Raw genomic sequence first — 26,406 nt, forward strand, 5'->3', positions numbered from 1 at the left:
AACTTTTATTTAACTCAATGATTTAAATATGTAAATTTTTTATTCACCATTGGCATGATTATCGCTAACACTCATATAACCAAATTAAAACATCTCTTCGATAAATATCGGATATGGTTATATAGGAAATGGATAATGACGCAAAAAACCGACGATAAAATCAATGTGTTCTGGTTTCTGCCTACCCACGGCGATGGCCGCTATCTGGGTACCGCAGAAGGCGGCCGCCCGGTTGACCTGCCTTACCTGCAGCAGGTGGCGCTGGCGGCCGACAGTCTCGGCTACTACGGGGTGCTGATCCCGACGGGGAAAAGCTGTGAGGACTCATGGCTGGTGGCATCGGCCCTGGCGCCGCTGACCCGCCGCCTGCGCTATCTGGTGGCCGTTCGTCCTGGCCTGCAGCCGCCAACGCTGGCGGCGAGAATGGCGGCGACGCTCGATCGCCTGTCGGGCGGCCGGCTGCTGATTAACGTCGTTACCGGTGGCGATCCGGTGGAGAACAAAGGCGACGGCATTTTCCTCAGCCACGGCGAACGCTATCAGGTGACCCGCGAATTTCTCGACGTCTACTCGCGCCTGCTGCAAGGTGAAAAGGTGGACTATCGCGGTGAGCATATCCACGTGGAAGGCGCTGAAGTGCTGTTTCCACCGGTGCAGGAAAACGGCCCGCCGCTCTACTTTGGCGGATCGTCCGAGGAGGCCATCGACGTCGCCGCCGATCAAATTGATACCTACCTGACCTGGGGCGAGCCGCCGGCGCTGGTGGCCGAAAAGCTGGCTGTGGTGCGCGAGCGCGCCGCCGCCCGGGGCCGTACGCTGCAGTACGGGATTCGTTTGCACGTGATTGTTCGCGAAACCGAAGAAGAGGCGTGGGCCGCCGCCGATCGGCTGATTTCTCATCTTGACGACGAGACTATCGCCCAGGCGCAGAAAATTTTTGCCCGTATGGACTCTACCGGCCAGGCGCGAATGAGTTCGCTGCATAAAGGATCGCGCGACAATCTGCGTATTGCCCCGAATCTGTGGGCGGGCGTGGGGCTGGTGCGCGGCGGGGCCGGAACGGCGCTGGTTGGCAATCCGCAGCAGGTAGCAGAACGCATCCGTGAATATCAGGCACTCGGTATCACCAACTTTATCTTCTCCGGCTATCCGCATCTGGAAGAGGCCCATCGCTTTGCCGACCTGGTCATGCCGTTATTGCCGCTGGCAGGCCATGAGCAGCCGAAGGCGCGTAGCGTCAATACCGGCCCGTTCGGCGAAACTATCGGCGGCGATAAACGTCCGGTGAAACAGGTGAGCGCAAGCTGAGGGGGACCGTATGTTGCACAGGTTTCTGAAGGCGGTGGGCTATGCAAACTGAACCGCACGTGGTGATTGTCGGCGGCGGATTTAGCGGCGCGGCGGTGGCGATTCATCTCCTGCGCCTGGCGCCGGTTGGCGTGCGGGTCACGCTGCTGGAGCCGCGAGAGGTGCCCGGCGCGGGCGTGGCCTACTCCACGACCGAACCGAGTCACAGAATCAACGTTCCCGCCGCGCGAATGCAGCTTGCCGGTGAAGAGGAGGGCGCGTTCGATCGCTGGTACCGCAGCCAGCCTGCTTTTGCAGAAGATCCGCAGGCGCTGCTGGAGGATGGCGCGGTTTATCCGCAGCGCGGTCAGTTTGGTCGCTACGTCGCCCAGCGTTTCGCCGAGGAGGCGCGCGCCAGCGCAGGGCGGCTGACGCATCTGCGCGAACAGGCGCTGAGCATTCATCATGGCGAGGTCGTTACCGACAGCGGTCGGCGGCTATCGGCCAATCTACTGGTGCTGGCCATTAGCCATCCGCCCCCCTCTCTGCCGACGCTGACGATGCCGTTTGCGACTCATCCGGCGCTCATTGCTAATCCCTGGCGAGCGGGCGTGCTGGAAGCTATCGCACCGGAAGCGAGCGTCGCGATCGTGGGCACCGGCCTGACGATGGCGGATACCGTTGCCACCCTGACGCGGCTGGGCCATCGGGGGCCGATAACCGCATTTTCACGCCGCGGGCTGCTGTCCCGCAGCAACCTGAGCGGCAGCGGTGACCCCTGGCCTGGCGAATACGATCGCGGATCGCTGCGCCAGCGGCTGCGGCAGATCCGCGAGGATATCGCTCGCGCGGAGCCGCAGGGGCTGGCCTGGCAGGTGGTGATGGACGCGGTACGTAATCAGGGACAACGCATCTGGCAGGGGCTGACGGTCGCCGATCGCCAGCGCTTCTTGCGTCATTTGCGCAGCTACTGGGACGTTCACCGCTACCGTATCGCTCCGCAGGTCGCCGGGGTTATTGAACAGCGCCAGCGCGACGGCAGCCTGCGGGTGCTGGCGGCCCGGCTGACGGCGCTGGAAGGCGATGCGCAAAGGCTGACGTTAACCCTGGCGCTCCGGTACGGTGAAGCACAGCGGGTGAGCGCTGACCACGTTATTTTAACCACCGGCCCGGCGCACGGGGCGCTGACCGATAGCCAGCCGCTGCTGCGCCAGCTAAGCCAGGATGGGCTGATTCGCGCCGACGCGTTCGGCCTCGGCCTGGACGTCGATCTTCGCTCGCGGGCCATTGGCCGGGAAGGGCAAGCTAATCCCAAACTACTGGTTTCCGGCCCTGCCGCGCGGGCCCGCTTCGGAGAGCTGATGGGGCTACCGCAGGTGGCTGACCATGCCGCTGACGTGGCCGCCGAAGCGCTGCAGACTCTGGGCGTCAAACAATCCGTCCGATGTCCGGCGTTCTGAACGCCTTTTATCCCCTGATTCCCTTAACTGATTATGCGCGCGGCCCGACAGCGGGGCGCGCCGTGGAGAAGCGCTATGTCATCACAACGTGAAATTCGTCTGAACGCTTTTGATATGAACTGCGTCGGCCATCAGTCGCCGGGGCTGTGGGCCCATCCGCGCGACCGCTCCTGGCAGTATAAAGACCTCGAATATTGGGTCGACCTGGCGCGTCTGCTGGAGCGCGGAAAGTTTGACGGGCTGTTTATCGCCGATGTGCTGGGCGTCTATGATGTACTGAACGGCAACGGCGATGCGGCGATCCGCCAGGCGGCGCAGGTGCCCGTCAACGATCCGCTGGCGCTGATTACGCCGATGGCGCTGGTGACGGAGCATCTGGGATTCGGCCTGACCGCTTCGCTCTCCTTTGAGCATCCCTATCCGTTCGCCCGCCGTCTTTCGACCCTCGACCATCTGACGAAGGGGCGGGTGGGCTGGAATATCGTGACCTCCTATCTGGAGAGCGGGGCGCGGAACATTGGGCAAAAAGCGCAGACCGACCATGACGCCCGCTACGACTACGCCGATGAATACCTGGAGGTGGTCTATAAACTGCTGGAAGGCAGCTGGGAAGACGGCGCGGTGCTGCGCGACAGGGAGCGCAAGATCTTCAGCGATCCGCGAAAAATTCATCCGATCAACCATCAGGGGAACTTCTTCTCGGTACCGGGGATCCACCTTTGTGAGCCGTCGCCGCAGCGTACGCCGGTGCTCTATCAGGCGGGCGCCTCCAGCCGCGGCAAGCAGTTCGCCGCCGGCCACGCGGAGTGCGTATTTGTCGGCGCGCCGTCGAAGGTACTGCTGAAAAAGACGGTGGCGGATATTCGCCGTCGCGCCGAGGAAGCCGGGCGCGATCCGCGCAGCATCCTGATCTTCAATATGCAGACGGTCATCGTCGGCGAAACCGACCGTGAAGCCCAGGCTAAATGGCAGGAGTATAAACCGTACGTCAGCTACGAAGGGGCGCTGGCGCTGCTCTCCGGCTGGACCGGTATCGACCTTGGCCAGTATCAGCCGGACCAGGTGCTGGAGTATCTGCATACCAATGCGATTCAGTCGATGGTGGAGGCGTTTTCCACTGCCGATCCGAACAGCCAGTGGACCGTGCAGAAGCTGGCGGACTGGGCGGGAATTGGCGGCTTCGGGCCGCTGGTGGTCGGCAGTCCACAGACGGTCGCCGATGAGCTGCAGTCCTGGGTCGAAGAGACCGACGTCGATGGGTTTAATCTCGCCTATGCGGTGACCCACGAAACCTTCCGCGACGTGGTGGATTTACTGGTCCCGGAGCTGCAAAAGCGCGGCGTGTTTAAGCAGGAGTATCGCGAAGGAACCCTGCGCGAGAAGCTGTTCGGCGCCGGCCCGCGGCTGGCTGCGCCGCATCCGGGTGCAGGCTATCGCCACGGCGCGCGGGTGGCGGTCGGGAGCGAAGAGAAGGTGAGTTAATTTTGCTGGTCCCCCTCTCCCCGAAGGGCGGGGGACTGAACTGTGGGGCGGTAGGTTTTTCCCGGAGGCGGCGCTTGACGCGCCTGTCCGGGCTACGGGTCCACCGATGTCTGCGGATCGATAGCCCGGGTAAGGCGCTGGCGCCGGACCCGGGAAGGGAAAGCTTACTGCTTATCCAGCGACCAGGTCGCGCTGCGGACGTCCACCTTCACCGGTAGCAGACCGATGCGGGTGAAAGTGTCCGCCAGCGCCTGCTGCTCGTTATAGACCGCAGGTGTCATCCGCTCGGCGCCATAGGGCAGGCGCGCCAGCGTCTTCAGCCAGATAGCCTTATCCAGCCCGGTAGAGGCCGAGAGGATCCCGGCGGCATCGTCCTGATGGCTGTTGGCCCATTCGCTCAGTTTACCCAGTTCATCGACCACCTGCTTCGCGGTTTCAGGATAAGTGTCGGCAAATTTGCGGCTGGCCAGGTAGAAGGTATAGTGCGGTACCAGCCCTTCGGCATTGCGGATCTGTCGGGCTTTGGCGTTTGTTTCCACCTCGGCGAGGAACGGATCCCAGATAACCCATGCGTCAATCGCGCCACGCTGGAAGGCGGCGCGGGCGTCGGCAGGCGGCAAATAGACCGGAGTGATATCTTTATAGCTTAATCCGGCTTTCTCCAGCGCAGCTACCAGCAGGTAGTTTACGTCGGAGCCTTTGTTGAGCCCCACGCGCTTGCCCTTAAGGTCAGCCACGCTCTTAATCGCCGAGTTTTCCGCCACTACGATGGCCTCGGTTTTTGGATTCGCCGGCGAGTGGGCTAAGTAGACCAGATCTGCCTTCGCCGCCTGGGCAAAGGCCGGCGGCGCATCGCCGGTTGCGGCGAGGTCGATGCTGCCGACGTTCAGCCCTTCCAGCATTTGCGGCCCGGCGGGGAATTCAATCCAGCGCACGGCGATGCCCTGCTTTTTAAACGTTTCATCGAGGGTGCCGCGATATTTCAGCAGCGCGAAGATATTGGCTTTCTGATAGCCGATATTGACGGTTTCCGGCGTTTTCGCCAGCGCGGAAGCGGATACGCCAGCCAGCATGAGCAGCAGCGCCGGACGAGACAGTCTGAGCATGATTTGTTCTCCTTGAGCGGTTTACCGTAAGGTAACAAATCGTCTTTATAACTAATAAATAACTAAATTATCATTTATATAACATAAATGAAGGGGGAGGGCAGGGGAAGGAAACCCGGCATGCCGCAGCATACCGGGAGGGGGCGTTAATCGCAGGCGACAATCTTCATGGCCAGGCCGCCGCGTGAGGTTTCACGATATTTGGCATTCATATCTTTGCCCGTTTCGTACATGGTCTCGATGACTTTATCGAGGCACACCCGCGGCTCGCTGGTGCGGCGCAGCGCCATGCGCGCGGCGTTGACCGCTTTAACCGCAGCGATAGCGTTACGCTCGATGCACGGCACCTGTACCTGACCGGCGACCGGGTCGCAGGTCAAACCGAGGTTGTGCTCCATACCGATTTCGGCGGCGATGCACACCTGGCCCGGGCTGCCGCCCAGCAGTTCCGCCAGTCCGGCCGCCGCCATCGAACAGGCAACGCCGACTTCGCCCTGGCAGCCCACTTCGGCGCCGGAAATCGAGGCGTTCATCTTATAAAGTGAGCCAATGGCGCTGGCGACCAGCATATAGCGTGCCAGCGAGTTGGCGTTCACTTTGCGGATAAATTTGTCGTAGTAGGCCAGTACCGCGGGCACGATGCCGCAGGCGCCGTTGGTTGGTGCGGTCACGACGCGTCCGCCGGCGGCGTTCTCTTCGTTAACCGCCAGGGCGAACATATTAATCCAGTCAACAACCGCCATCGGGTCGCTGCTGGTGTTGTCCTGGCTTACCAGCATCCGGCGCAGCGCGGCGGCGCGGCGGGGAACCCGCAGCTTGCCCGGCAGAACGCCCTCGGTGGTGATGCCGCGTTCAATGCCGCTGCTCATCACTTCCCAGACGGCGGCAAAGTGCTGTTCCAGCGCTTCTTTACTGTGCAGCGCCAGCTCGTTTTGCATCATCAGACCGGAAAGCGACAGCCCGCTTTCACGGCAGTGGCGCTGGAGGTCGGCGGCGTTTTTATACGGAAAAGGTACGGCGACCGGCGCTTCGCGGGTGACGCCGAAATGCGCTTCGTCGACGATAAACCCGCCGCCGATGGAGTAGTACGTCTGGCTGTAGAGAACCTGGTCGCCGGCGAGGGCGGTAATTCGCATGCCGTTCTCATGCAGCGACAGATTGTCGGCATGGAAATTCATGCACTGATCGACCGGGAACGCCACTTCCTGCTGGCCGTTTGCCAGCATCAGGCGGCCATGGGTGTTGACGTCCTGGATAAAACTGGGGATAGCGTCAATGTCGACGGTATCCGGCAGGTTGCCCGCCAGTCCCATAATAATCGCGATGTCGGTATGGTGGCCTTTACCGGTCAGGGAAAGGGAGCCGTAGACATCGACGATGACTTTGGTCACCTCGAAGAGCAGCCCGCGCTCAATAAGATCGTCCGTGAATTGTTTGCCCGCTTTCATCGGTCCAACGGTGTGGGAGCTGGAAGGGCCAATGCCGATTTTAAAAATATCGAATACGCTGATCATGATGCATCCAGTGCTGTCGGGGAGCGCCGCCGTCAGGCGGCGCGGGGATATTAGCTAAACAGAGAGTAGAAAATCGCGGAGATAGCAATCAGGCCCATAATCACCACGAAAACGTTGCTGACGTGTCCGCTGTATTTGCGCATAGCCGGGACTTTCTGAATGGCGTACATCGGCATCAGGAACAGAATCATCGCAATGATCGGGCCGCCCAGGGTTTCGATCATCCCGAGGATGCTTGGGTTCAGCGTTGCCACAATCCAGGTGGTGACCAGCATGAACAGGGCAGTGATTTTGTTCAGTTTATTGATTTCGATGGACTTGCCTTTACCGCGCAGGGATTTAATCACCATGCCGTTAAAGCCTTCGCGAGCGCCCAGATAGTGGCCGAGGAAGGATTTAGTGATGGCTATCATCGCGATGATCGGCGCCATCCAGGCGATGATTGGCGCGTTAAAGTGGTTCGCCAGGTAAGACAGAATCGAGATGTTCTGCTCTTTTGCCGCCGCCAGATCCGCCGGGGAGAGGCTCAGTACGCAGCTGAAGACGAAGAACATAACGGTCAGTACCATCATAATGTGCGCGCGGGCCAGAATGCTGGAGCATTTTTTCTCAGCGCCTTCGCCGTACTCTTCGCGTTTAGCAACGGCGAAGGAGGAGATGATCGGCGAGTGGTTAAAAGAGAATACCATCACCGGTATTGCCAGCCACAGGGTCATCCACAGGCCGTTGCCGGTTGCGGTAGCGCTACTCAGGGAGAGGGTTTCCAGCGCCGCGCCGTTCCACTGCGGGATCAGGTACAGAGCCAGAATCATCAGCGCGACCACGAACGGGAATACCAGCACGCTCATCGCTTTGACGATCATCTGCTCGCCGAAGCGCACGATAGTCATCATGCCGACAATCAGTATCAGGGAAAGAATGGCGCGCGGCGGCGGCGTTATGTGCAACTGGTGCGCCATAAAGCTTTCGACGGTATTGGTGATCGCCACGCTGTACACCAGCAGAATCGGGTAGATGGCGAAAAAGTAAAGCAGGGTAATCAGTTTACCTGCGCCGACGCCGAAGTGCTCCTCGACGACTTCGGTGATGTCTTCGCCCGGGTTCTTACCGGACAGCACGAAACGGGTCATTCCGCGGTGGGCGAAGAAGGTCATCGGAAAGGCCAGAATCGCCATGATGATCAGCGGGATCATACCGCCGACGCCGGCGTTGATCGGCAGGAACAGTACGCCCGCGCCGATAGCCGTGCCGTACAGGCCCAGCATCCACATGGTGTCCGTCTTACGCCAACCGCTACGGGTAGCATCCGTAACGATGGTGCTGGTTTGAGTGGTTTCCATCTGTATCTCCTGGAGGAAGCAACAAAATCTAATGAAAAAAAACGACTAAATAATATGAAATTCGTTTGTGTACGGTTTTTTAGGCATTTTCTCCGTAACAATTGGTGCGGGAAGATACATTTATATGGTGAATGCATCAGTGATCGCGATCCCAAATGCAATAATCCACTTTTAATGTGCGTATTTTTAGTCCAACAGCCTGTTTCTGGTGATCAGCCAGAGAATTGTGGCGCGGAGGCTATCATTTTCAGCATATGAGATAATAGTGGTGTGACGTAATAACGAGGTTTTTACTGTAAAAATGCGATGTTATCGACGTTTTTACGTTAAAAGGCGTTTTTCCTGGTGATATTTATTGCTGTATTTGGAAACGCAAACGATTGGCTTTGTAAAAATGCATCTGGAAAATTCACAAAGTAAATGAATCATTTGGAAATAATACGCGCTGAGTGATGAGCGAGGGAGCGGGGCAGCAGTACTGTGGCCTGGCGAGGAAGCGTTGCCCGGGCAGAGCGCGAACCGCTGCCCGGGAGAAGAACAGAAGAGAACTCAGGAACAGATTTCGTAGCAGGGGATATAGGCGGTGCCGCCCGGCAGCTTCATACGATGCTGAGCGACGAAGCCCTGCAGCAGATCGTCCATGCGGCGCATCATTGCCGGGTCGCCGTGAATTTTATACGGACCGAATTTCTCGATAGCCTGGATGCCCACCTCTTTGACGTTACCAGCGACGATACCGGAGAAGGCGCGGCGGAGATCCGCTGCCAGCACTTCTACCGGCTGGTCCGGATAGAGTTTGAGATTGGCCATATTCTCATGGGTAGGATCGAACGGCATCTGCAGATCCGGAGCAATGCGCATCGACCAGTTGAAGCTGTAAGCGTCGCCGGTCTCGCGACGATTCTCTTTCACCATCGGCATTGCTTTTTTCATCTGGCGAGCTACTTCAGCGGCGTCGTCAACGATAATGCGATAGTGGCGACGGGCGGATTCGCCCAGCGTATGGACGATAAACTCATCCAGCACGCGGAAATAATCGGCGCTCTCTTTTGGCCCGGTAAGAATCAGCGGCAGAACCTGCGACTTGTTCGACGGATGCATCAAAATGCCCAGCAGATAGAGCAGCTCTTCCGCTGTACCTACGCCGCCCGGGAAGATGATAATGCCGTGAGCGATGCGCACGAAGGCTTCCAGACGTTTCTCGATATCCGGCATGATGATCAGCTCGTTGACCAGCGGGTTAGGCGGCTCGGCGGCGATAATGGACGGCTCGGTCATGCCGATAAAGCGGCTGTCTCTGTAGCGCTGCTGCGCGTGGCCGACGGCAGCGCCTTTCATCGGCGCTTCCATGGCGCCCGGCCCGCAGCCGGTACAGATATTCAGCTCACGCAGGCCCAGCTGAGTGCCGACGCGGCGAGCGTAGAGATACTCGTTTTCGTTAATCGAGTGGCCGCCCCAGCAGACAATCATATTTGGCGCTTCGCCGACGTGCAGGGCGCGGGCGTTGCGCAAAATAGAGAACACCAGGTTGGTTATATGCACCGAGCTTTCAAGATCGAGATTCGGGAAGCGGACGGTATTATGGATCTGGCCGTAGACAAACAGGATATCGCGCAGTACGGCAAACAGGTTGGCCTGCAGGGAACGGATAATACGCCCGTCAACGAAAGCATCTTCCGGCGGGTTAATCAGTTCCAGCTTCACGCCGCGTTCGCGACGCAGCACGTTAATATCGAAGTTTTCAAAACGAGACAGGAGCTCCTTGCTGTTATCGGTCAGGCTCCCCGAGTTGAGCACAGCAAGCGAGCAGTTGCGAAATAGTTGATACAGGTCACTGCTGGCGGTGCGTTTAAGCATATCCACTTCCAGCTGCGACAGCATATCCATTGAACCAAGCGGGCTAACATGTGTAATCAAGTGAACTCCTTACAGGACGATTATCGTCTTCCTGTGATTACAATAGCCCTGCTGATGGCGTTTTCACAACCTTGCGCGCGGGTTAACGCACGCAAATTGTGAAAATGTTTACTATTGGCGAGCGAGGCGGCCGATGGCCGGAACAAAATCGGTGTTGCTGCGCCACGGGTTGATGTCCAGGCCGCCGCGTCGCGTATAGCGCGCATAAACGGAAAGGGCTTCCGGCTGGCAGAAACGCTGAATATCGCTGAAGATGCGCTCTACGCACTGTTCGTGGAATTCGTTGTGATGGCGGAACGAAACCAGATAGCGCAGCAGCTTTTCGCGATCGATTTTTGCCCCGCGATAGCGGATCTGTACCGAACCCCAGTCGGGCTGGTGGGTAATCAGGCAGTTGGATTTCAGTAAATGGCTGACCAGCGTCTCTTCTACCACTTTGCCGCCAGCGGCATCCTGCAGGTAATCAGCGCTGAACTGATAGTTATCAATTTCAATATCCTGATCGTCAATACAGGTGCCGTGCAGATGCGCCACCGGCTGGCCTTCGAGTTCATCGAGGCGATACAGCGACACCTTGACTTCCCCTTGCGCACAGGCGCTGAGATCGCGCGCCAGCGTCGCCTCGACCTCCTGCCAGTCGGCAAAACGCGTCTGGTTAAAGCTATTGAGATAGAGCTTAAAGCTTTTTGATTCCACCAGATTCACGGTCGTGTCGCTGAGCTCAACGTGACCCACGGCAACCTGCGGCAGGCCTTTCGCATTCAGCCAGGAGAGTTCATACAGCGTCCAGATATCGGCGCCGTGAAACGGCAGGCTATCGGCGTGCAGGCCCAGCGGATCGCGGTTCAGGCTGCGCGGTACGCCCTGAAGCAGGCTGGCGTCGTAAGTATCGCGGTAATCGGTTGATTTGCCGAGCGTCAGGCCGGCGAGCGCCTGATGGTTATCGTAAGAAGACATGTTTCACCATAGTTAAAGCGGTTACACTATATGCCAAGTGTATCCTGTCTAACGTGAAGAGAGAAACCGGTGGATCAGCAAACCGCAGAAGCGCTACAAGCATTTACCCAACGTTATTGTGAGGCGTGGCAGCAGCAGCGCTCTAGCCTGCCGCGTAGCGAAGAGCTTTACGGCATTCCGTCGCCGTGCATCAGCGCCACGGATGATGATGGCGTTTTCTGGCAGCCGCAGCCGTTTTCTTTAGAACAAAACATTAACGCGGTTGAACGGGCGCTGGAGATTGTGGTACAACAACCGCTTCATGCTTATTATACCACTCAGTTTGCCGGCGATATGCAGGCGCGTTTTGCCGGTGAGAGCATGACGCTGCTGCAAACCTGGAGTCCGGACGACTTCCAGCGGGTGCAGGAAAATCTGATTGGCCATCTGCTGGTGCAAAAGCGTTTGAAGCTGTCGCCCACGCTGTTTATCGCCACGCTGGACAGCGAACTGGACGTTATTTCGGTCTGTAATATGAGCGGCGAAGTGATCAAAGAAACGCTCGGGACCCGTAAACGTACGACCCTTTCTCCCTCGCTTGCGAGTTTCCTTAATTCCCTTAAGCCCGTTCTGTAATCTAAAGTTCCTGAGCTTTTGTGAGAGATCTCTTACAAGACCTGTAAGAGATCGTCATCATTTGAGGCGATCCCCTGCAAATACTATTTCAATAAAATACATTAATTTCAAATGGTTAATGGTTTTATGATTCATCATGAAGACGATAAATCTTAAGATATTGTCTTAACAAGGGTTGTAAGACGGGGCGGAATCAGGGATTCTATACACGTCGACAGGGAGTCGATAAATGAAGTGAACATCAGGATGATGACGCTTCGAGAGGACCCGCCAGGACGGCGTCGCAAGGACAGGCTTCAGGATGAAGCACAGGATAGCGCAGGATTGCGTAAAGGACACCTCCAGGAAGGAGAAAGAGAGCCGGTCAGGATGCCCGGTGGATCAGGAAGATCGGGATAGACTTACGGATGAGTTATTTCACATCGGGGTGGTGTGAAAGCAGGATGCAACAGTTTACGGATGAACATGGTCAGGAGACCTCAGGAAAAGTTTTCAAGGACGAGCAGGGAGCACCAATGTAGCTGGATTGCTGCAAAACGAACCGGGAGCACTGTTTATACAGTGCTCCCTTTTTTTATTTCTCTTCTGAATTTGCTATTCTGCGCCGGTTTTCAACTCATCGAGGTTTCCCATGACTCTTGACCATCGCGTGCGCGAGCGCCTGCTCGCCATTGAAGCGCTGCTGCGCGAAACGGAACACTGGCAGGATAGCGCTCCCGACAGCCGCGCGTTTGCCAGCGAACAGCCGTTTTGCCTCGACACCATGGAGCCGCTTGAATGGCTGCAGTGGGTATTAATACCGCGCATGCATCAGCTTCTGGAAAGCGGCATGCCGCTGCCGCAAAATTTCGCCGTTGCCCCCTACTATGAGATGGCCCTGGATAATGCTCATCCCGTGCGCGAGCGGGTGCTTGCCGAGCTGCTTCTGCTGGATGCGCTGTTTGCCGGCGGCGACGCCTGATGCTGGAGATTTTATATCAGGACCCGTGGCTGGTAGCGGTGAACAAGCCTTCGGGCTGGCTGGTGCATCGTAGCTGGCTGGATCGTGATGAAAAAGTGGTGGTGATGCAGACCGTGCGCGACCAGATAGGCCAGCACGTGTTCACCGCTCACCGCCTCGACAGGCCGACTTCCGGCGTGCTGCTAATGGGACTGTCGAGCGAAGCGGGAAGACTGTTGTCGCAGCAGTTCGAGCAGCATCAAATGCAGAAACGCTATCATGCGATAGCCCGCGGCTGGTTGAGCGAAGAAGCGGAGCTTGATTATCCTCTGGTTGAGGAGCTGGATAAAATTGCCGATAAGTTCGCCCGCGAAAATAAAGATCCGCAGCCGGCGGTCACCCATTATCGCGGCCTGGCGACGGTAGAAATGCCGGTGGCGACCGGACGTTATCCTACCACCCGCTATAGCCTGGTGGAGCTGGAACCGAAAACCGGACGTAAGCACCAGCTGCGCCGTCATCTTGCCCATCTTCGCCATCCGATTATCGGCGACAGTAAACACGGCGATCTGCGGCAGAATCGCAGCGCGGCCGAACACTTTGGCTGCGATCGGCTAATGCTTCATGCCAGCCAGCTATCGTTAACGCATCCTTTTACCGGTGAACCGCTGGTTATTCGCGCTGGCCTTGACGACGTCTGGATGCGCGCGCTGTCGCAGTTTGGCTGGCGCGGCCTTCTCCCGTTAAATGAAAGGGTTGAGTTTGCCGACGACTGCGGTCAGGATGAAGAGATACAGGTCACTTCAGGGAGATAGTCATGGCAGAAGTCGGAATTTTTGTCGGTACGATGTATGGAAATTCGCTCCTGGTCGCCGAAGAGGCGCAGGCTATTTTGAGCGGACTGGGGCATCAGGCGAAAGTCTTTGAAGATCCCGAAGTCAAAGACTGGGAGTCGTATACCGGAAAATATGCGCTGGTGGTGACATCGACCACCGGGCAGGGCGATTTACCGGACAGCATTGTGCCTTTATACGAAGGCATCAAAGATATGTATCAGCCGCATTTGCGTTATGGAATTATTGCCCTGGGCGATAGCACCTACGCTAACTTCTGCGGCGGCGGTTTGAAGTTTGATGCGTTATTGCAGGAACAGGGCGGCACGCGCGTTGGCGATATGCTGACGATCGATGCCAGCGAAGATCCGGAACCTGAAAGCGTTGCTAACCCATGGGTAGCGCAGTGGGCGTCGCTGCTTGATTAACAACCTTATCCCATCAGGGCTATTTTGTTTGCCATTTTGCCCCCGGGCGGTGCTCAGACTGTTTGGCTAATACCCTGGCGGCACAGGTCCTAAAAGTTTCGCCCTCTCCCTACACTAGAGGGCGCCCCTTTTTTTACTGATGTTAAATGCCAGTGGCCAGATAAACGGCCAAAATCATCGTAGCAATTCTTCAGGCGCACGGCTTCGGGCATTTGCCTTAAAACCTGTGTAATGCCATGGTCTTTACCGGGCTATTTCACGGGGTCAAGAGAGTTGATTCACACTCCTGTCTTTTGCACCGCGCTTTGCGTCTATGAACGGGCGCGGCTTTTCATTTCCGTGAACCATCCCCCATCTCATTAGGCATAAGCCATAAATCAGATTTACTCAGGCGGCGAAAGCTGTGTATTTGCACGGTGAGCCCGTCAGCCCCTCTTTTTATACTTTTCCTGCCAGTTAAAAATGCAGTGCCAGATATAACGAAAATTATGAAAAACACTAACACGTCATTCTGAGTACCCTACAGGTTGTGCTGTTCAGAATGAACGTAGCTAACGCTATGATTCAGGAGTGCAACAATGAGTTCATTAAGTCAGGCGGCAGGCGGCGCTGAAAAGCGCACCAATGCTCGCTACTGGATAGTGGTGATGTTGTTTATCGTCACATCCTTCAACTACGGCGACCGCGCCACCTTATCCATTGCCGGTTCGGAGATGGCCAAAGATATTGGTCTTGATGCCGTCGGCATGGGCTACGTCTTTTCCGCGTTCTCCTGGGCCTACGTGATCGGCCAGATCCCGGGCGGCTGGCTGCTTGACCGCTTCGGTTCTAAACGCGTCTACTTCTGGTCCATTTTTATCTGGTCCATGTTTACCCTGCTGCAGGGTTTCGTCGATATCTTTAGCGGCTTCGGCATTATCGTCGCGCTGTTCACCCTGCGTTTTCTTGTCGGCCTGGCCGAAGCGCCTTCCTTCCCCGGCAACAGCCGGATCGTCGCGGCGTGGTTCCCGGCGCAGGAGAGGGGCACGGCGGTGGCTATCTTTAACTCCGCGCAATATTTTGCCACCGTTATTTTTGCGCCGATCATGGGTTGGCTGACGCATGAGGTGGGCTGGTCGCACGTGTTCTTCTTTATGGGCGGTCTCGGCATTATCATCAGCTTTGTCTGGCTGAAGGTGATTCATGAACCTAACCAGCATCCGGGTGTAAACCAAAAAGAGCTCGATTACATCGCCGCAGGCGGCGCGCTGATCAATATGGATCAGGCGGCGGCCAAAGCTAAGGTGCCGTTTAGCGTAAAATGGGGGCAAATCAAGCAGCTGCTGGGTTCTCGCATGATGATTGGCGTCTATATCGGCCAGTACTGCATTAACGCTTTGACCTATTTCTTTATCACCTGGTTCCCGGTTTATCTGGTGCAGGCGCGCGGCATGTCGATCCTGAAGGCCGGTTTTGTCGCGTCGGTTCCGGCGATCTGCGGTTTCGCGGGCGGGGTTCTCGGCGGGATTATTTCCGACTGGCTGATGCGTCGTACCGGCTCGCTGAACATCGCACGTAAAACGCCTATCGTCATGGGGATGCTGCTGTCGATGGTGATGGTGTTCTGTAACTACGTCAACGTGGAGTGGATGATTATCGGCTTCATGGCGCTGGCCTTCTTCGGTAAAGGCATCGGTGCGCTGGGCTGGGCGGTCATGGCGGATACGGCGCCGAAAGAGATCAGCGGCCTGAGCGGCGGTCTGTTCAACATGTTCGGCAATATCTCCGGTATCGTGACACCCATTGCTATCGGCTACATCGTTGGCACCACCGGTTCGTTTAACGGCGCGCTGATTTATGTGGGCGTTCATGCGCTGGTGGCGGTGCTGAGCTATCTGGTACTGGTGGGCGATATTAAACGTATCGAACTGAAACCTGTCGCAGGAAAATCATCATGACAACGCAATCGAGCCCTATTATCACCGACATGAAGGTTATCCCGGTGGCCGGGCAGGACAGTATGCTGCTTAACATCGGCGGCGCGCACAATGCGTACTTTACCCGCAATATTGTGGTGCTGACCGATAACGCCGGCAATACCGGGGTCGGCGAAGCGCCGGGCGGCGAAGTGATTTATCAGACGCTGGTGGATGCCATCCCGACGGTATTAGGCCAGGAAGTCGCCCGCCTGAACAAAGTGGTTCAGCAGGTGCATAAAGGCAACCAGGCCGCGGACTTTGATACTTTTGGTAAAGGCGCCTGGACATTCGAGCTGCGGGTGAACGCGGTGGCGGCGCTGGAGGCTGCGCTGCTGGATCTGCTGGGCAAGACGCTCAACGTGCCGGTTTGCGAGCTGCTGGGGCCGGGCAAGCAGCGCGATGAGGTGACCGTGCTGGGCTATCTGTTCTACGTGGGCGATCGCACCAAAACCGATCTGCCCTATCTGGAAAGCACGCCGGGCAACCATGAGTGGTATCGTCTACGCCATCAGGAAGCGCTGAACAGCGAGGCGGTGGTGCGCCTGGCGGAGGCCTCACAGGACCGCTACGGCTTTAAAGATTTTAAACTGAAAGGTGGCGTGCTGCCCGGCGAGCAGGAGATCGAAACCGCCCGCGCGTTGAAAAAGCGTTTTCCCGATGCGCGCATTACGGTTGATCCCAACGGCGCCTGGCTGCTGGATGAAGCCATCGCCCTGTGTAAAGGGCTGAACGAGGTGCTGACCTACGCGGAAGACCCCTGCGGCGCCGAACAGGGTTTCTCTGGCCGTGAAGTGATGGCGGAGTTTCGCCGCGCCACCGGTCTGCCGGTGGCAACCAATATGATCGCCACTAACTGGCGCGAAATGGGCCACGCGGTGATGCTGAATGCCGTGGATATTCCGCTGGCCGATCCGCACTTCTGGACCCTTTCCGGCGCGGTGCGCGTGGCGCAGCTGTGCGATGACTGGGGCCTGACCTGGGGCTGCCATTCCAATAACCACTTTGATATTTCACTGGCCATGTTCACCCACGTCGGCGCAGCGGCGCCGGGCAACCCCACGGCCATCGATACCCACTGGATTTGGCAGGAGGGAGATTGCCGCCTGACCAAGAATCCGCTGGAGATTAAGCACGGAAAAATTGCTGTTCCGGACGCGCCTGGACTCGGCGTCGAGCTGGACTGGGAGCAGGTGCAGAAAGCGCATGAGGCGTATAAAAAGCTGCCCGGCGGCGCGCGTAATGACGCAGGCCCAATGCAGTATCTGATCCCCGGATGGACTTTTGACCGTAAACGCCCCGTTTTCGGCCGTCACTGATTTGAATAAGGACTAAATTATGAGCGCACAATTTTCGACCCCCGTTGTTTCTTCTATGCAGGTCATTCCGGTCGCGGGTCACGACAGCATGCTGATGAACCTGAGCGGCGCGCACGCCCCGTTCTTCACGCGTAATATCGTGGTAATCAAAGATAATTCCGGCCATACCGGCGTCGGCGAAATTCCCGGCGGAGAGAAAATCCGCAAGACCCTTGAGGACGCGATCCCGCTGGTGGTCGGTAAAACGCTGGGTGAATATAAAAACGTGCTGACCGCCGTACGCAATACTTTCGCCGATCGGGATGCCGGCGGACGCGGTTTGCAGACCTTCGATCTGCGTACCACAATTCACGTAGTGACCGGGATCGAAGCGGCGATGCTTGACCTGCTGGGCCAGCATCTGGGCGTGAACGTGGCGTCTCTGCTGGGCGATGGACAGCAGCGCAGCGAAGTGGAAATGCTGGGCTATCTGTTCTTCGTCGGCAATCGTAAAGCTACACCGCTGCCTTATCAGAGCCAGCCGGATGACCCGTGCGACTGGTATCGCCTGCGTCATGATGAGGCGATGACCCCGGATGCGGTGGTGCGTCTGGCGGAAGCCGCATATGAGAAATATGGTTTTAACGATTTTAAACTGAAAGGCGGCGTACTGGCCGGGGAAGAGGAAGCGGAGTCTATCGTCGCGCTGGCTAAGCGCTTCCCGCAGGCGCGCGTGACCCTCGATCCGAACGGCGCGTGGTCGCTGGATGAAGCGATCAAAATTGGTAAATACCTGAAAGGATCTCTGGCCTATGCGGAAGATCCGTGCGGCGCCGAGCAGGGCTTCTCCGGGCGTGAAGTGATGGCGGAGTTCCGCCGCGCCACCGGACTGCCGACGGCGACCAATATGATCGCGACCGACTGGCGTCAGATGGGCCACACGCTGTCGCTGCAGTCCGTGGATATTCCGCTGGCGGATCCGCACTTCTGGACCATGCAGGGCTCCGTCCGCGTGGCGCAGATGTGCCACGAGTTCGGCCTGACCTGGGGCTCGCACTCTAACAACCACTTTGATATCTCGCTGGCGATGTTTACCCACGTGGCGGCAGCCGCGCCGGGTAAAATTACCGCTATTGATACGCACTGGATCTGGCAGGAAGGCAACCAGCGCCTGACCAAAGAACCGTTTGAAATTAAAGGCGGGATGGTACAGGTACCGACGAAACCGGGGCTGGGCGTGGAGCTCGATATGGATCAGGTGATGAAAGCACATGAGCTGTATCAGAAACACGGTCTGGGCGCGCGCGATGATGCGATGGGAATGCAGTATTTGATCCCGAACTGGACGTTTGATAACAAGCGTCCGTGCATGGTGCGCTAAGGAGATGCCGGTCCCTTCGGGGGCCGGTTTCCTGCACGGCGTCGGGTAATCGTTCATTTTAAGGACAGCATATGAAGATAGTGATCGCACCGGATTCATACAAGGAGAGCCTGAGTGCGCTGGATGTTGCAACCGCGATAGAGCAAGGTTTTCGGGAAGTTTATTCCGATGCGGAATACGTCAAACTGCCGGTCGCCGACGGTGGCGAAGGAACCGTTGAAGCCATGGTTGCCGCGACCCAGGGATGCCGGATAGCGGTCACCGTCACCGGTCCGCTCGGCGAGCCCGTAGAGGCTTTTTTTGGTCTTTCGGGCGATAAGCAGTGCGCGTTTATTGAAATGGCGGCCGCAAGCGGTCTGGAGAGCGTACCGCCGGCGCGACGTAACCCTCTTCTGACGACTTCATGGGGTACCGGCGAGCTGATTCGCCATGCGCTGGACGCGGGCGTCAGGCAAATTATTATCGGCATCGGCGGCAGCGCGACTAACGATGGCGGCGCCGGGATGGTGCAGGCGCTGGGGGCGAAACTGCTGACCCGGGATAACCAGCAGATTGGTGCCGGCGGACAAGCGCTGGAGAGCCTCGCGCGCATCGACGTGAGCGAGTTAGATAAGCGCCTCGCCGGATGCCGCATTGACGTCGCTTGCGATGTCACCAATCCGCTGACGGGCCCGCAGGGCGCGACGGCAGTATTTGGCCCGCAGAAAGGGGCGACGGCGGAGATGATCGCCAGCCTCGATAAGGCGCTGGCCCATTTTGCTGAGATTATCCATCGCGACTTAGAGCTTGATGTGTTGCATCTTGAAGGCGGCGGCGCGGCGGGCGGCATGGGCGCGGGCCTGTATGCCTTTTGCGGGGCTAAGCTGCGGCCGGGCATTGAGATCGTGACCGACGCTTTGCATCTTGCCGATATCGTGGCGGATGCGGATCTGGTGATCACCGGCGAAGGGCGCATCGACAGCCAGACGATTCACGGCAAAGTGCCGGTTGGCGTGGCGCGGGTGGCAAAACGCTATAATCTGCCGGTTATCGCGATTGCCGGGAGCCTGACGGCGGACGTCGGCGTAGTCCATGAGCACGGGCTGGATGCGGTATTCAGCGTTATTTATTCCATTTGCACCCTGGATGAGGCGCTGGAAAATGCCGCCGAAAATGTGCGCATGACGGCGAGAAACGTCGCCGCTGTGCTGAAAATGGGCCAGGTATTATAGATTCTTCCCCGGTCGCAGTGCGCGAGCCGGGGCAGGCGTTTTAGATTCCCTGAAGCTTACAGGCTTCCCGCGCGACGTTGTCCATTTCATCCAGCAGTTCCAGAAGCTCCGGCTCCAGCTCCTCGGCGGCGGTGCCCGCGCGCAGCTGGCTCTCGAGAGTGTGGCAGAGTTTCTTCAGGCGCGGCACGCCGCTATAGCTACAGCTGCCGTGCAGCTTATGAATGAGATCCAGCAGGCCTTCCGGCTGCTCTCCCACCAGCTGTTCTTCCACCTTGTTACGCACTTCCGGCATAAAAGCGAGCAGCATCTGCAGCATTTCCCGCGCCAGATCCGGTTTCATCGCCGCCTGGCGTAGCGCCAGCTGCCAGTCTAGGGTGATGTCATGGTTAACCGGTAGGTCAACCGGCTCCGCCGCGGCCTGCGGCGCAGCGGCCTGTCCCGGCTGGTAGCGCAGCAGCAGATTGTAGAGCTTATCTTCCTCAATGGGCTTCGCCAGATAATCGTTCATCCCCGCGCTGAGCAATTTCTCTCGCTGCCCTTCCAGAGCATGGGCCGTCACGGCGATCACCGGCGTTTGCTGTTGATGAGGGAGCTGATGGATCAATTCGCAGGCGCGGATGCCGTCCATTTCCGGCATTTGAATATCCATCAGAATCAGATCCTGCTGCATTTCTCTGGCTCGTTCAACGGCGTTCTGGCCGCTGTCGCAGAGGATGACATGCTGGACTAAATCTTCAAGCAGAGCGCCGATGAGCTTAAGATTCGCCGGATTGTCATCGACGGCCATTACCGTCATGGGCAGCTTTGTACTACCGGAGCGCGGCAGCAGGAGCGTCGGCTGGGTCTGGCAGGTGGCCGTCAGCGCCGGAAGCAAGCGCGTTGAGGTCAGGGGCTTAAGCAGACAGGCTGCGATACCGTCGTGTTTAAGCGTTTCGGCGCTCACCTGGGCGTGGCACGGTAGCGCCAGCAGCAGATGATCGGCAAGCTTACGGGCTCTGGCCAGCTTATCGCGATGCTGGTTCAGATCGCGTATCGACACCGGAATGCCCGCCAGCAGGATATCGTAATGGGCATCCGGTAGGGCAGTCATCGTCGGACTGTAGACCACCTCCAGCGGCGTTGTCGCCAGCAGCTCCATGGTGCACTGCGCCGCCGCTGCGTTAGCCTCAATGTAGGCCAGCTTTTTACCCGCCAGACATTGGGTCGGTACACTGTCGGGTACCGCGTTAGGGTTGAGATCGAGGCTGATATGGAACCAGAACGTCGAGCCGCGATTAGGCTGGCTATGGAAGGAAATATCGCCGCCCATCTCTTTTACCAGCCGCTGGGTGATAACCAGCCCCAGCCCGGTTCCGCCGTGGCGACGGGAAATACTGGCGTCTGCCTGGCGGAAAGCCTGAAACAGACGCGACTGGTCGCGCTCGGGAATACCGATGCCGGTATCGTGGATCTGAACTTCGATTTGCACTCTTGAATTGCTGATAGCGCGCTGTTCCACCAGCACGTCAATGTTGCCATGTTCGGTGAACTTAATGGCGTTGCCCATCAGGTTAGTAATAATTTGCTGCAGGCGCAGCGGGTCACCAATCACGTTATCCGGCACATCGTTTTTGATGTTCAGGGTCAGCTCCAGCCCCTTATCGTGCGCCGAATGCGCCAACAGCGTGACCACCTCGTCGAGCGAATTTCGCAGCAGGAACGGAATGCTCTCCAGAATGAGCTTCCCGGCTTCGAGCTTAGAGAAGTCCAGAACATCATTAATGATGGCCAGCAGATTGTTCGCTGAACGCTCAATAGTGGTCAGATGATCGCGTTGGGTGGTATTTAAATCGGTTTTCAGCGTCAGGCGGGTAAAGCCAATGACGCCGTTAAGCGGAGTGCGCAGCTCGTGGGACATATTGGCGAGGAATTCGGATTTGATTCGCGCCGCTTCCTGCGCGCGTTTTTTCGCCAGGTCCAGCTCAACGTTCTGGATTTCCATCTGTTCAAGCGTTTCACGCAGGTCGGAGGTGGCCTGATCGACGTTATGCTGCATCTCTTCATGATACGCCGCCAGCGACATCGCCATGGAGTTGATCCCGTTTTTCAGCATATCCAGTTCGCCGAGCATAAAACCTTCCACGCGGCTATCAAGCTGGCCCCGGCGGATGCGGTCAACGGTATTCACCATGTTGCGAATCGGCCCGGTCACGTCGCGCATCAGTCGCCAGCCGAAGATCAGCGCGATGCCGATGCAGAACAGCATCATCACGCTGGAGATGAAGATCTCTTTGTACTGCTGCAGCCGCACCGATTTGAGATCCAGCTCCAGCGCCACGTAGCCCAGCATATTGTCCGGCATCTTGGCATCGCTTCCCGGTGATTCATCCGGTGAATAGCTTTCTGAAATAATTGGGGTGCGCAAAATCATCAAATCGCCGTGACGAATCACGCTTAAACGGCGGGGAAAAGGCGCCCCTTTTGGTAGCTGAAGTTCGCCGGGATCGAGCTGAAAGTTGGAGGTGACAAACAGCCTGTTGTGCGAGTCATAGATGGAAATGGCGCGCACAATATCGGAATGGCGGCGATGCAGCACGCTGATCAGCTGCCCGATTGACTCGCGGTTTTGCAAATTCATGCCATATTCACTGGAGACCGCCAGCGGTTCGATGATACTGGCTCCGGCATCTTCCAGCTGGCGCTGTAGGTCGTTATAGCGGTGTGCGACGAAGAATATACTGAGCAGCAGACCGATCAGAACGGTTGGCGCCAGAATAAGAATCATCATGCGGGCACGAAGGCTGTAGTTGGTCATGCGGTTCCATTATGGGAGAATATATACATCATCCTTACAGGCTGCTGAGGCATTGGTTACGCTGGCTCACCCTGAAAGAACTCGTGTATAGAGTCAGTATATTTAATTGAGACAAATCTCTACGATGGCGCAATTCTACTCTGCAAAACGGCGTGTGACGACGCGCCAGATCATAACCGTTACAGTAAATGACCTTGATCCCTTTGGGCAGGGCGTTGCGCGTCACCAGGGTAAGGCGCTGTTTGTTAGCGGTTTATTACCGCAGGAGCAGGCCGAAGTGGTCCTGGTCGAGGATAAAAAACAGTATGCCCGCGCGCAGGTTAAACGCCGTCTTAGCGACAGCCCGCAGCGGCAGGCGCCGCGCTGTCCGCATTTTGGTATCTGCGGCGGATGTCAGCAGCAGCACGCCAGCGTTGAGCTGCAGCAGCAGAGCAAACGCGCCGCCCTCGCGCGGTTAATGAAGCGCGAGGTTGATGACATTATAGCCGCTTCGCCGTGGGGCTATCGCCGCCGGGCGCGTCTGAGCTTGAATTATCAGCCAAAGACCCAACAATTACAGATAGGCTTCCGGAAGGCCAACTCCAGCGAAATTGTTGATGTGGTGCAGTGCCCTGTTTTGGTGCCCACTCTTGGTGCGCTACTGCCCGCGGTACGAGAATGTCTCAGCGGATTGCAATCGCTGCGTCAGCTTGGCCACGTGGAGCTGGTGCAGGCTGACAACGGCCCGCTGATGGTTTTACGCCATACCGCGGCCCTTCCGGCTGCAGATAAAGAAAAGCTGGAACGTTTTTCGCAATCTCACGGTCTTTCACTGTATCTCGCCCCGCAAAGCGAGATACTGGAACAGATTCGCGGGGAAGCGCCCTGGTATACGTCCGACGGTCTACGCTTAGTGTTCAGTCCGCGCGACTTTATTCAGGTCAACGACGGCGTAAACCAGCTCATGGTGCATACGGCGCTGGAATGGCTGGATATCCAGCCTCAGGATCGCGTGCTGGATCTCTTTTGCGGCATGGGCAACTTTACCCTGCCGCTGGCAAAGCGCGCGGCGCAGGTCGTGGGGGTTGAAGGTGTTCCGGCGCTGGTGGCGAAGGGGCAAGAAAACGCGGCGCTGAACGCGTTGCATAATGTGACGTTCTTTCATGAAAATCTTGAAGAGGACGTCACCCGCCAGGCGTGGGCGAAGCACGGTTTTGATAAAGTTCTGCTCGACCCGGCGCGCGCCGGTGCGGCGGGCGTTATGTTACATATAATAAAATTAGCGCCGCGTCGGGTGGTGTATGTTTCTTGTAATCCGGCGACTCTGGCGCGCGATAGCGACGTTTTATTGCAGGCGGGATATACCATTCAACGCCTGGCGATGCTGGATATGTTCCCGCATACCGGTCATCTGGAATCAATGGTGTTGTTTGAGCACAAGAATCATTCAAATCGCAGTGCAGCGGCATCCACAGGCGCAGGCGACTGAGATAAAAGACGAACGCCAACGTTGATGCGGTTTGAAGGATGAAGTGTAAAAGTTGAGGCTTGCCGACTTCGGCAGGCGGTCCCTTAAGGAGAGGACAATGGTTGCGGTAAGAAGTGCACATTTAAATAAAGCTGGTGAATTTGACCCGAAGAAATGGATCGCGAGTCTGGGAATTTCCAGCCAGCAGTCGTGTGAACGCTTAGCCGAAACCTGGGATTATTGTCGAGAGAAAACGCAGGGACACCCGCAGGCCGATCTCCTGCTATGGCGCGGCGTGGAGATGGTAGAAATTCTCTCCATGCTCAGTATGGACATCGATACGCTGCGAGCGGCGATGCTATTCCCGCTGGCGGATGGCAACGTCGTCAGCGAAGAAATCATGCAGGAGAGCGTCGGGAAATCCGTCGTCACCCTGATCCACGGCGTGCGGGATATGGCCGCGATACGTCAGCTTAAAGCCACCCATACGGATTCGGTCTCCTCTGAACAGGTGGACAACATTCGCCGCATGCTGCTGGCGATGGTTGATGACTTCCGCTGCGTGGTGATTAAAATCGCCGAGCGTATTGCCCATCTGCGTGAAGTGAAAGATGCGCCGGAAGATGAGCGCGTGCTGGCGGCGAAAGAGTGCACCAATATTTACGCGCCGCTGGCCAACCGTCTGGGGATCGGCCAGCTTAAGTGGGAGCTTGAAGATTACTGCTTCCGCTATCTGCACCCGGCGGAATATAAACGCATCGCTAAGCTGTTGCACGAGCGGCGCATCGATCGTGAACATTACATTGACGAGTTCGTCAGCCACTTACGCACGGAAATGAAAACCGAGGGCGTCAAGGCTGAGGTTTACGGTCGTCCTAAGCATATCTATAGCATCTGGCGCAAAATGCAGAAAAAACATCTCGCTTTCGACGAGCTGTTTGACGTGCGGGCGGTGCGGATTGTCGCCGAGCGCCTGCAGGACTGCTATGCCGCGCTGGGGATAGTGCATACTCACTACCGCCATCTGCCGGATGAGTTTGATGATTACGTCGCCAACCCTAAGCCCAATGGCTACCAGTCCATTCATACCGTCGTGCTTGGTCCCGGCGGCAAGACGATCGAAATTCAGATCCGTACCCGCCAGATGCATGAAGATGCCGAGCTGGGCGTGGCTGCGCACTGGAAGTACAAAGAGGGCGCCAGCGCGGGGGCCAGCGGCGGACGCGGCTATGAAGATCGCATTGCATGGCTGCGTAAACTGATCGCCTGGCAGGAAGAGATGGCCGATTCCGGCGAGATGCTGGATGAAGTGCGTAGCCAGGTCTTTGACGACCGGGTTTATGTCTTTACGCCGAAGGGTGACGTAGTGGATTTACCTTCGGGTTCGACTCCGCTCGATTTTGCCTACCATATTCACAGCGATGTCGGTCACCGCTGCATCGGGGCGAAAATCAGCGGACGTATTGTGCCGTTCACCTATCAGCTGCAGATGGGTGATCAGATTGAAATCATCACTCAAAAACAGCCTAACCCAAGCCGTGACTGGCTGAATCCGAACCTTGGCTACGTCACTACCAGCCGCGGGCGTTCCAAAATTCATGCCTGGTTCCGCAAGCAGGATCGCGACAAGAATATTCTTGCCGGACGGCAGATCCTCGATGATGAGCTGGAGCATCTGGGCATCAGCCTGAAGGATGCGGAAAAGTATCTGCTGCCGCGCTACAACTTTAATGAGCAGGACGAACTGCTGGCGGCGATTGGCGGTGGCGATATTCGCCTCAACCAGATGGTTAATTTCCTGCAGGCGCAGTTTAATAAGCCCAGCGCGGCGGAGCAGGATGCGGCGGCACTTAAGCAGCTGCAGCAGAAAACCTATACTCCGCAGAATCGCAGCAAAGACAATGGTCGCGTGGTGGTGGAAGGCGTCGGCAATCTGATGCACCACATTGCGCGCTGCTGCCAGCCGATCCCCGGCGACGAGATTGTGGGCTTTATCACCCAGGGCCGAGGGATCTCGGTGCACCGGGCGGATTGCGATCAGCTCGCGGAGCTACAGTCTCATGCTCCGGAGCGCATCGTTGACGCAGTGTGGGGAGAGAGCTACTCGGCGGGCTACTCGCTGGTGGTGCGGGTCCAGGCCAACGATCGTAGCGGCCTGCTGCGCGATATCACTACTATTCTCGCCAATGAGAAGGTCAACGTGCTGGGCGTTGCCAGCCGCAGCGATACGAAGCAGCAGATGGCAACCATCGATATGACCATTGAGATCTACAACCTGCAGGTTCTGGGCCGGGTACTTGGCAAGCTGAATCAGGTTCCGGACGTCATCGACGCCCGTCGCCTGCACGGCGGGTAAAAGGAAAACGGTAAAAACGCAGCTCAGCTAACAGCTGCGTTTTTACCCTGATAGCCATGGAGCTCCCCGACGGGCGCTGGCTTAC

At 57.4% G+C, this 26,406-nt stretch carries 19 protein-coding genes; 13 read left to right on the plus strand and 6 right to left on the minus strand.

Annotated elements, in window-relative coordinates; translation table 11 throughout:
• Nucleotides 1-135 precede the first annotated feature (135 nt).
• The 3 genes from ssuD (at nucleotide 136) to ABLV12_RS01315 (ending at nucleotide 4,229) form a co-directional block, all read left to right on the plus strand.
• On the plus strand, nucleotides 136-1,308 hold the full coding sequence (gene ssuD / locus ABLV12_RS01305) for an FMNH2-dependent alkanesulfonate monooxygenase (protein WP_004105057.1): 1,173 nt from the start codon (nucleotides 136-138) through the stop codon (nucleotides 1,306-1,308).
• 41 nt (nucleotides 1,309-1,349) lie between these two features.
• The gene (locus ABLV12_RS01310) at nucleotides 1,350-2,747 is read left to right on the plus strand and encodes an FAD/NAD(P)-binding protein (protein ID WP_348866730.1); all 1,398 of its coding nucleotides are present in this window, start codon (nucleotides 1,350-1,352) and stop codon (nucleotides 2,745-2,747) included.
• A 75-nt stretch (nucleotides 2,748-2,822) separates the two neighbouring features.
• A complete protein-coding gene (locus ABLV12_RS01315; protein ID WP_004105053.1) occupies nucleotides 2,823-4,229 on the plus strand; it encodes an LLM class flavin-dependent oxidoreductase in 1,407 nt (468 codons plus the stop codon).
• A gap of 164 nt (nucleotides 4,230-4,393) precedes the next feature.
• Here the strand turns inward: ABLV12_RS01315 and ABLV12_RS01320 are convergent, their stop codons facing one another.
• The 5 genes from ABLV12_RS01320 to queF form a co-directional block, all read right to left on the minus strand.
• Complete coding sequence (locus ABLV12_RS01320; RefSeq protein WP_142478687.1) at nucleotides 4,394-5,335, minus strand: sulfonate ABC transporter substrate-binding protein; 942 nt, start codon at nucleotides 5,333-5,335, stop codon at nucleotides 4,394-4,396.
• Nucleotides 5,336-5,481: 146 nt separating this feature from the next.
• The gene (locus ABLV12_RS01325; RefSeq protein ID WP_335269661.1) at nucleotides 5,482-6,849 is read right to left on the minus strand and encodes an L-serine ammonia-lyase; all 1,368 of its coding nucleotides are present in this window, start codon (nucleotides 6,847-6,849) and stop codon (nucleotides 5,482-5,484) included.
• Between the two features lie 50 nt (nucleotides 6,850-6,899).
• Nucleotides 6,900-8,189 carry an HAAAP family serine/threonine permease gene (locus ABLV12_RS01330; protein WP_004105047.1) on the minus strand — a complete coding sequence of 430 codons (1,290 nt, stop codon included), beginning with the start codon at nucleotides 8,187-8,189 and terminating at the stop codon, nucleotides 6,900-6,902.
• A gap of 549 nt (nucleotides 8,190-8,738) precedes the next feature.
• Nucleotides 8,739-10,106, minus strand: a complete 1,368-nt coding sequence (gene ppnN, locus ABLV12_RS01335) for a nucleotide 5'-monophosphate nucleosidase PpnN (RefSeq protein ID WP_004105045.1) — start codon at nucleotides 10,104-10,106, stop codon at nucleotides 8,739-8,741.
• A gap of 111 nt (nucleotides 10,107-10,217) precedes the next feature.
• A complete protein-coding gene (gene queF / locus ABLV12_RS01340; RefSeq protein ID WP_004114939.1) occupies nucleotides 10,218-11,063 on the minus strand; it encodes an NADPH-dependent 7-cyano-7-deazaguanine reductase QueF in 846 nt (281 codons plus the stop codon).
• 69 nt (nucleotides 11,064-11,132) lie between these two features.
• On the opposite strand from queF, the gene syd reads away from it, so the two are divergent.
• The 8 genes from syd to ABLV12_RS01380 all read left to right on the plus strand — a co-directional run bounded on the left by syd (nucleotide 11,133) and on the right by ABLV12_RS01380 (nucleotide 19,724).
• A complete protein-coding gene (gene syd, locus ABLV12_RS01345) occupies nucleotides 11,133-11,678 on the plus strand; it encodes a SecY-interacting protein (protein WP_004114937.1) in 546 nt (181 codons plus the stop codon).
• A gap of 631 nt (nucleotides 11,679-12,309) precedes the next feature.
• On the plus strand, nucleotides 12,310-12,639 hold the full coding sequence (locus ABLV12_RS01350; protein WP_004114935.1) for a YqcC family protein: 330 nt from the start codon (nucleotides 12,310-12,312) through the stop codon (nucleotides 12,637-12,639).
• Nucleotides 12,639-13,433 carry a tRNA pseudouridine(65) synthase TruC gene (gene truC, locus ABLV12_RS01355; protein ID WP_023329992.1) on the plus strand — a complete coding sequence of 265 codons (795 nt, stop codon included), beginning with the start codon at nucleotides 12,639-12,641 and terminating at the stop codon, nucleotides 13,431-13,433. Before ABLV12_RS01350 ends, truC begins: the two co-directional genes overlap by 1 nt.
• A gap of 2 nt (nucleotides 13,434-13,435) precedes the next feature.
• The gene (locus ABLV12_RS01360) at nucleotides 13,436-13,879 is read left to right on the plus strand and encodes a flavodoxin (RefSeq protein ID WP_004105033.1); all 444 of its coding nucleotides are present in this window, start codon (nucleotides 13,436-13,438) and stop codon (nucleotides 13,877-13,879) included.
• 578 nt (nucleotides 13,880-14,457) lie between these two features.
• A complete protein-coding gene (gene gudP / locus ABLV12_RS01365; RefSeq protein WP_004105031.1) occupies nucleotides 14,458-15,816 on the plus strand; it encodes a galactarate/glucarate/glycerate transporter GudP in 1,359 nt (452 codons plus the stop codon).
• Entirely contained in the window at nucleotides 15,813-17,153 is a 1,341-nt protein-coding gene (locus ABLV12_RS01370; protein ID WP_348866731.1) for an enolase C-terminal domain-like protein, read from the plus strand. Before gudP ends, ABLV12_RS01370 begins: the two co-directional genes overlap by 4 nt.
• A 19-nt stretch (nucleotides 17,154-17,172) precedes the next feature.
• Nucleotides 17,173-18,513 (plus strand): glucarate dehydratase, encoded by a 1,341-nt coding sequence (gudD, locus tag ABLV12_RS01375; RefSeq protein WP_023329991.1) that lies wholly within the window; start codon nucleotides 17,173-17,175, stop codon nucleotides 18,511-18,513.
• 71 nt (nucleotides 18,514-18,584) lie between these two features.
• Nucleotides 18,585-19,724, plus strand: a complete 1,140-nt coding sequence (locus tag ABLV12_RS01380) for a glycerate kinase (RefSeq protein ID WP_016807598.1) — start codon at nucleotides 18,585-18,587, stop codon at nucleotides 19,722-19,724.
• Nucleotides 19,725-19,764: 40 nt separating this feature from the next.
• On the opposite strand, the gene barA is transcribed toward ABLV12_RS01380, so the two are convergent.
• Entirely contained in the window at nucleotides 19,765-22,518 is a 2,754-nt protein-coding gene (gene barA, locus ABLV12_RS01385) for a two-component sensor histidine kinase BarA (protein ID WP_004105019.1), read from the minus strand.
• Between the two features lie 124 nt (nucleotides 22,519-22,642).
• Between barA and rlmD the strand changes: the two genes are divergently transcribed.
• Nucleotides 22,643-23,986, plus strand: coding sequence for a 23S rRNA (uracil(1939)-C(5))-methyltransferase RlmD (gene rlmD / locus ABLV12_RS01390; protein WP_017145476.1), 1,344 nt, complete (start codon nucleotides 22,643-22,645; stop codon nucleotides 23,984-23,986).
• A gap of 97 nt (nucleotides 23,987-24,083) precedes the next feature.
• Nucleotides 24,084-26,321, plus strand: coding sequence for a GTP diphosphokinase (relA, locus tag ABLV12_RS01395; protein ID WP_004105015.1), 2,238 nt, complete (start codon nucleotides 24,084-24,086; stop codon nucleotides 26,319-26,321).
• Nucleotides 26,322-26,406: the final 85 nt, after the last annotated feature.

Source organism: Klebsiella sp. CN_Kp100 (assembly GCF_040065315.1).
GTDB lineage: Bacteria > Pseudomonadota > Gammaproteobacteria > Enterobacterales > Enterobacteriaceae > Klebsiella > Klebsiella oxytoca.

Excerpts from the sequence above, each read along its gene's own strand:
- ssuD (WP_004105057.1), top strand. The coding sequence starts at position 136 with ATGACGCAAAAAACCGACGATAAAATCAATGTGTTCTGGTTTCTGCCT.
- ABLV12_RS01310 (WP_348866730.1), top strand. The coding sequence starts at position 1,350 with ATGCAAACTGAACCGCACGTGGTGATTGTCGGCGGCGGATTTAGCGGC.
- ABLV12_RS01315 (WP_004105053.1), top strand. The coding sequence starts at position 2,823 with ATGTCATCACAACGTGAAATTCGTCTGAACGCTTTTGATATGAACTGC.
- ABLV12_RS01320 (WP_142478687.1), bottom strand. The coding sequence starts at position 5,335 with ATGCTCAGACTGTCTCGTCCGGCGCTGCTGCTCATGCTGGCTGGCGTA.
- ABLV12_RS01325 (WP_335269661.1), bottom strand. The coding sequence starts at position 6,849 with ATGATCAGCGTATTCGATATTTTTAAAATCGGCATTGGCCCTTCCAGC.
- ABLV12_RS01330 (WP_004105047.1), bottom strand. The coding sequence starts at position 8,189 with ATGGAAACCACTCAAACCAGCACCATCGTTACGGATGCTACCCGTAGC.
- queF (WP_004114939.1), bottom strand. The coding sequence starts at position 11,063 with ATGTCTTCTTACGATAACCATCAGGCGCTCGCCGGCCTGACGCTCGGC.
- ABLV12_RS01350 (WP_004114935.1), top strand. The coding sequence starts at position 12,310 with ATGACTCTTGACCATCGCGTGCGCGAGCGCCTGCTCGCCATTGAAGCG.
- truC (WP_023329992.1), top strand. The coding sequence starts at position 12,639 with ATGCTGGAGATTTTATATCAGGACCCGTGGCTGGTAGCGGTGAACAAG.
- ABLV12_RS01360 (WP_004105033.1), top strand. The coding sequence starts at position 13,436 with ATGGCAGAAGTCGGAATTTTTGTCGGTACGATGTATGGAAATTCGCTC.
- gudP (WP_004105031.1), top strand. The coding sequence starts at position 14,458 with ATGAGTTCATTAAGTCAGGCGGCAGGCGGCGCTGAAAAGCGCACCAAT.
- ABLV12_RS01370 (WP_348866731.1), top strand. The coding sequence starts at position 15,813 with ATGACAACGCAATCGAGCCCTATTATCACCGACATGAAGGTTATCCCG.
- gudD (WP_023329991.1), top strand. The coding sequence starts at position 17,173 with ATGAGCGCACAATTTTCGACCCCCGTTGTTTCTTCTATGCAGGTCATT.
- ABLV12_RS01380 (WP_016807598.1), top strand. The coding sequence starts at position 18,585 with ATGAAGATAGTGATCGCACCGGATTCATACAAGGAGAGCCTGAGTGCG.
- barA (WP_004105019.1), bottom strand. The coding sequence starts at position 22,518 with ATGACCAACTACAGCCTTCGTGCCCGCATGATGATTCTTATTCTGGCG.
- rlmD (WP_017145476.1), top strand. The coding sequence starts at position 22,643 with ATGGCGCAATTCTACTCTGCAAAACGGCGTGTGACGACGCGCCAGATC.
- relA (WP_004105015.1), top strand. The coding sequence starts at position 24,084 with ATGGTTGCGGTAAGAAGTGCACATTTAAATAAAGCTGGTGAATTTGAC.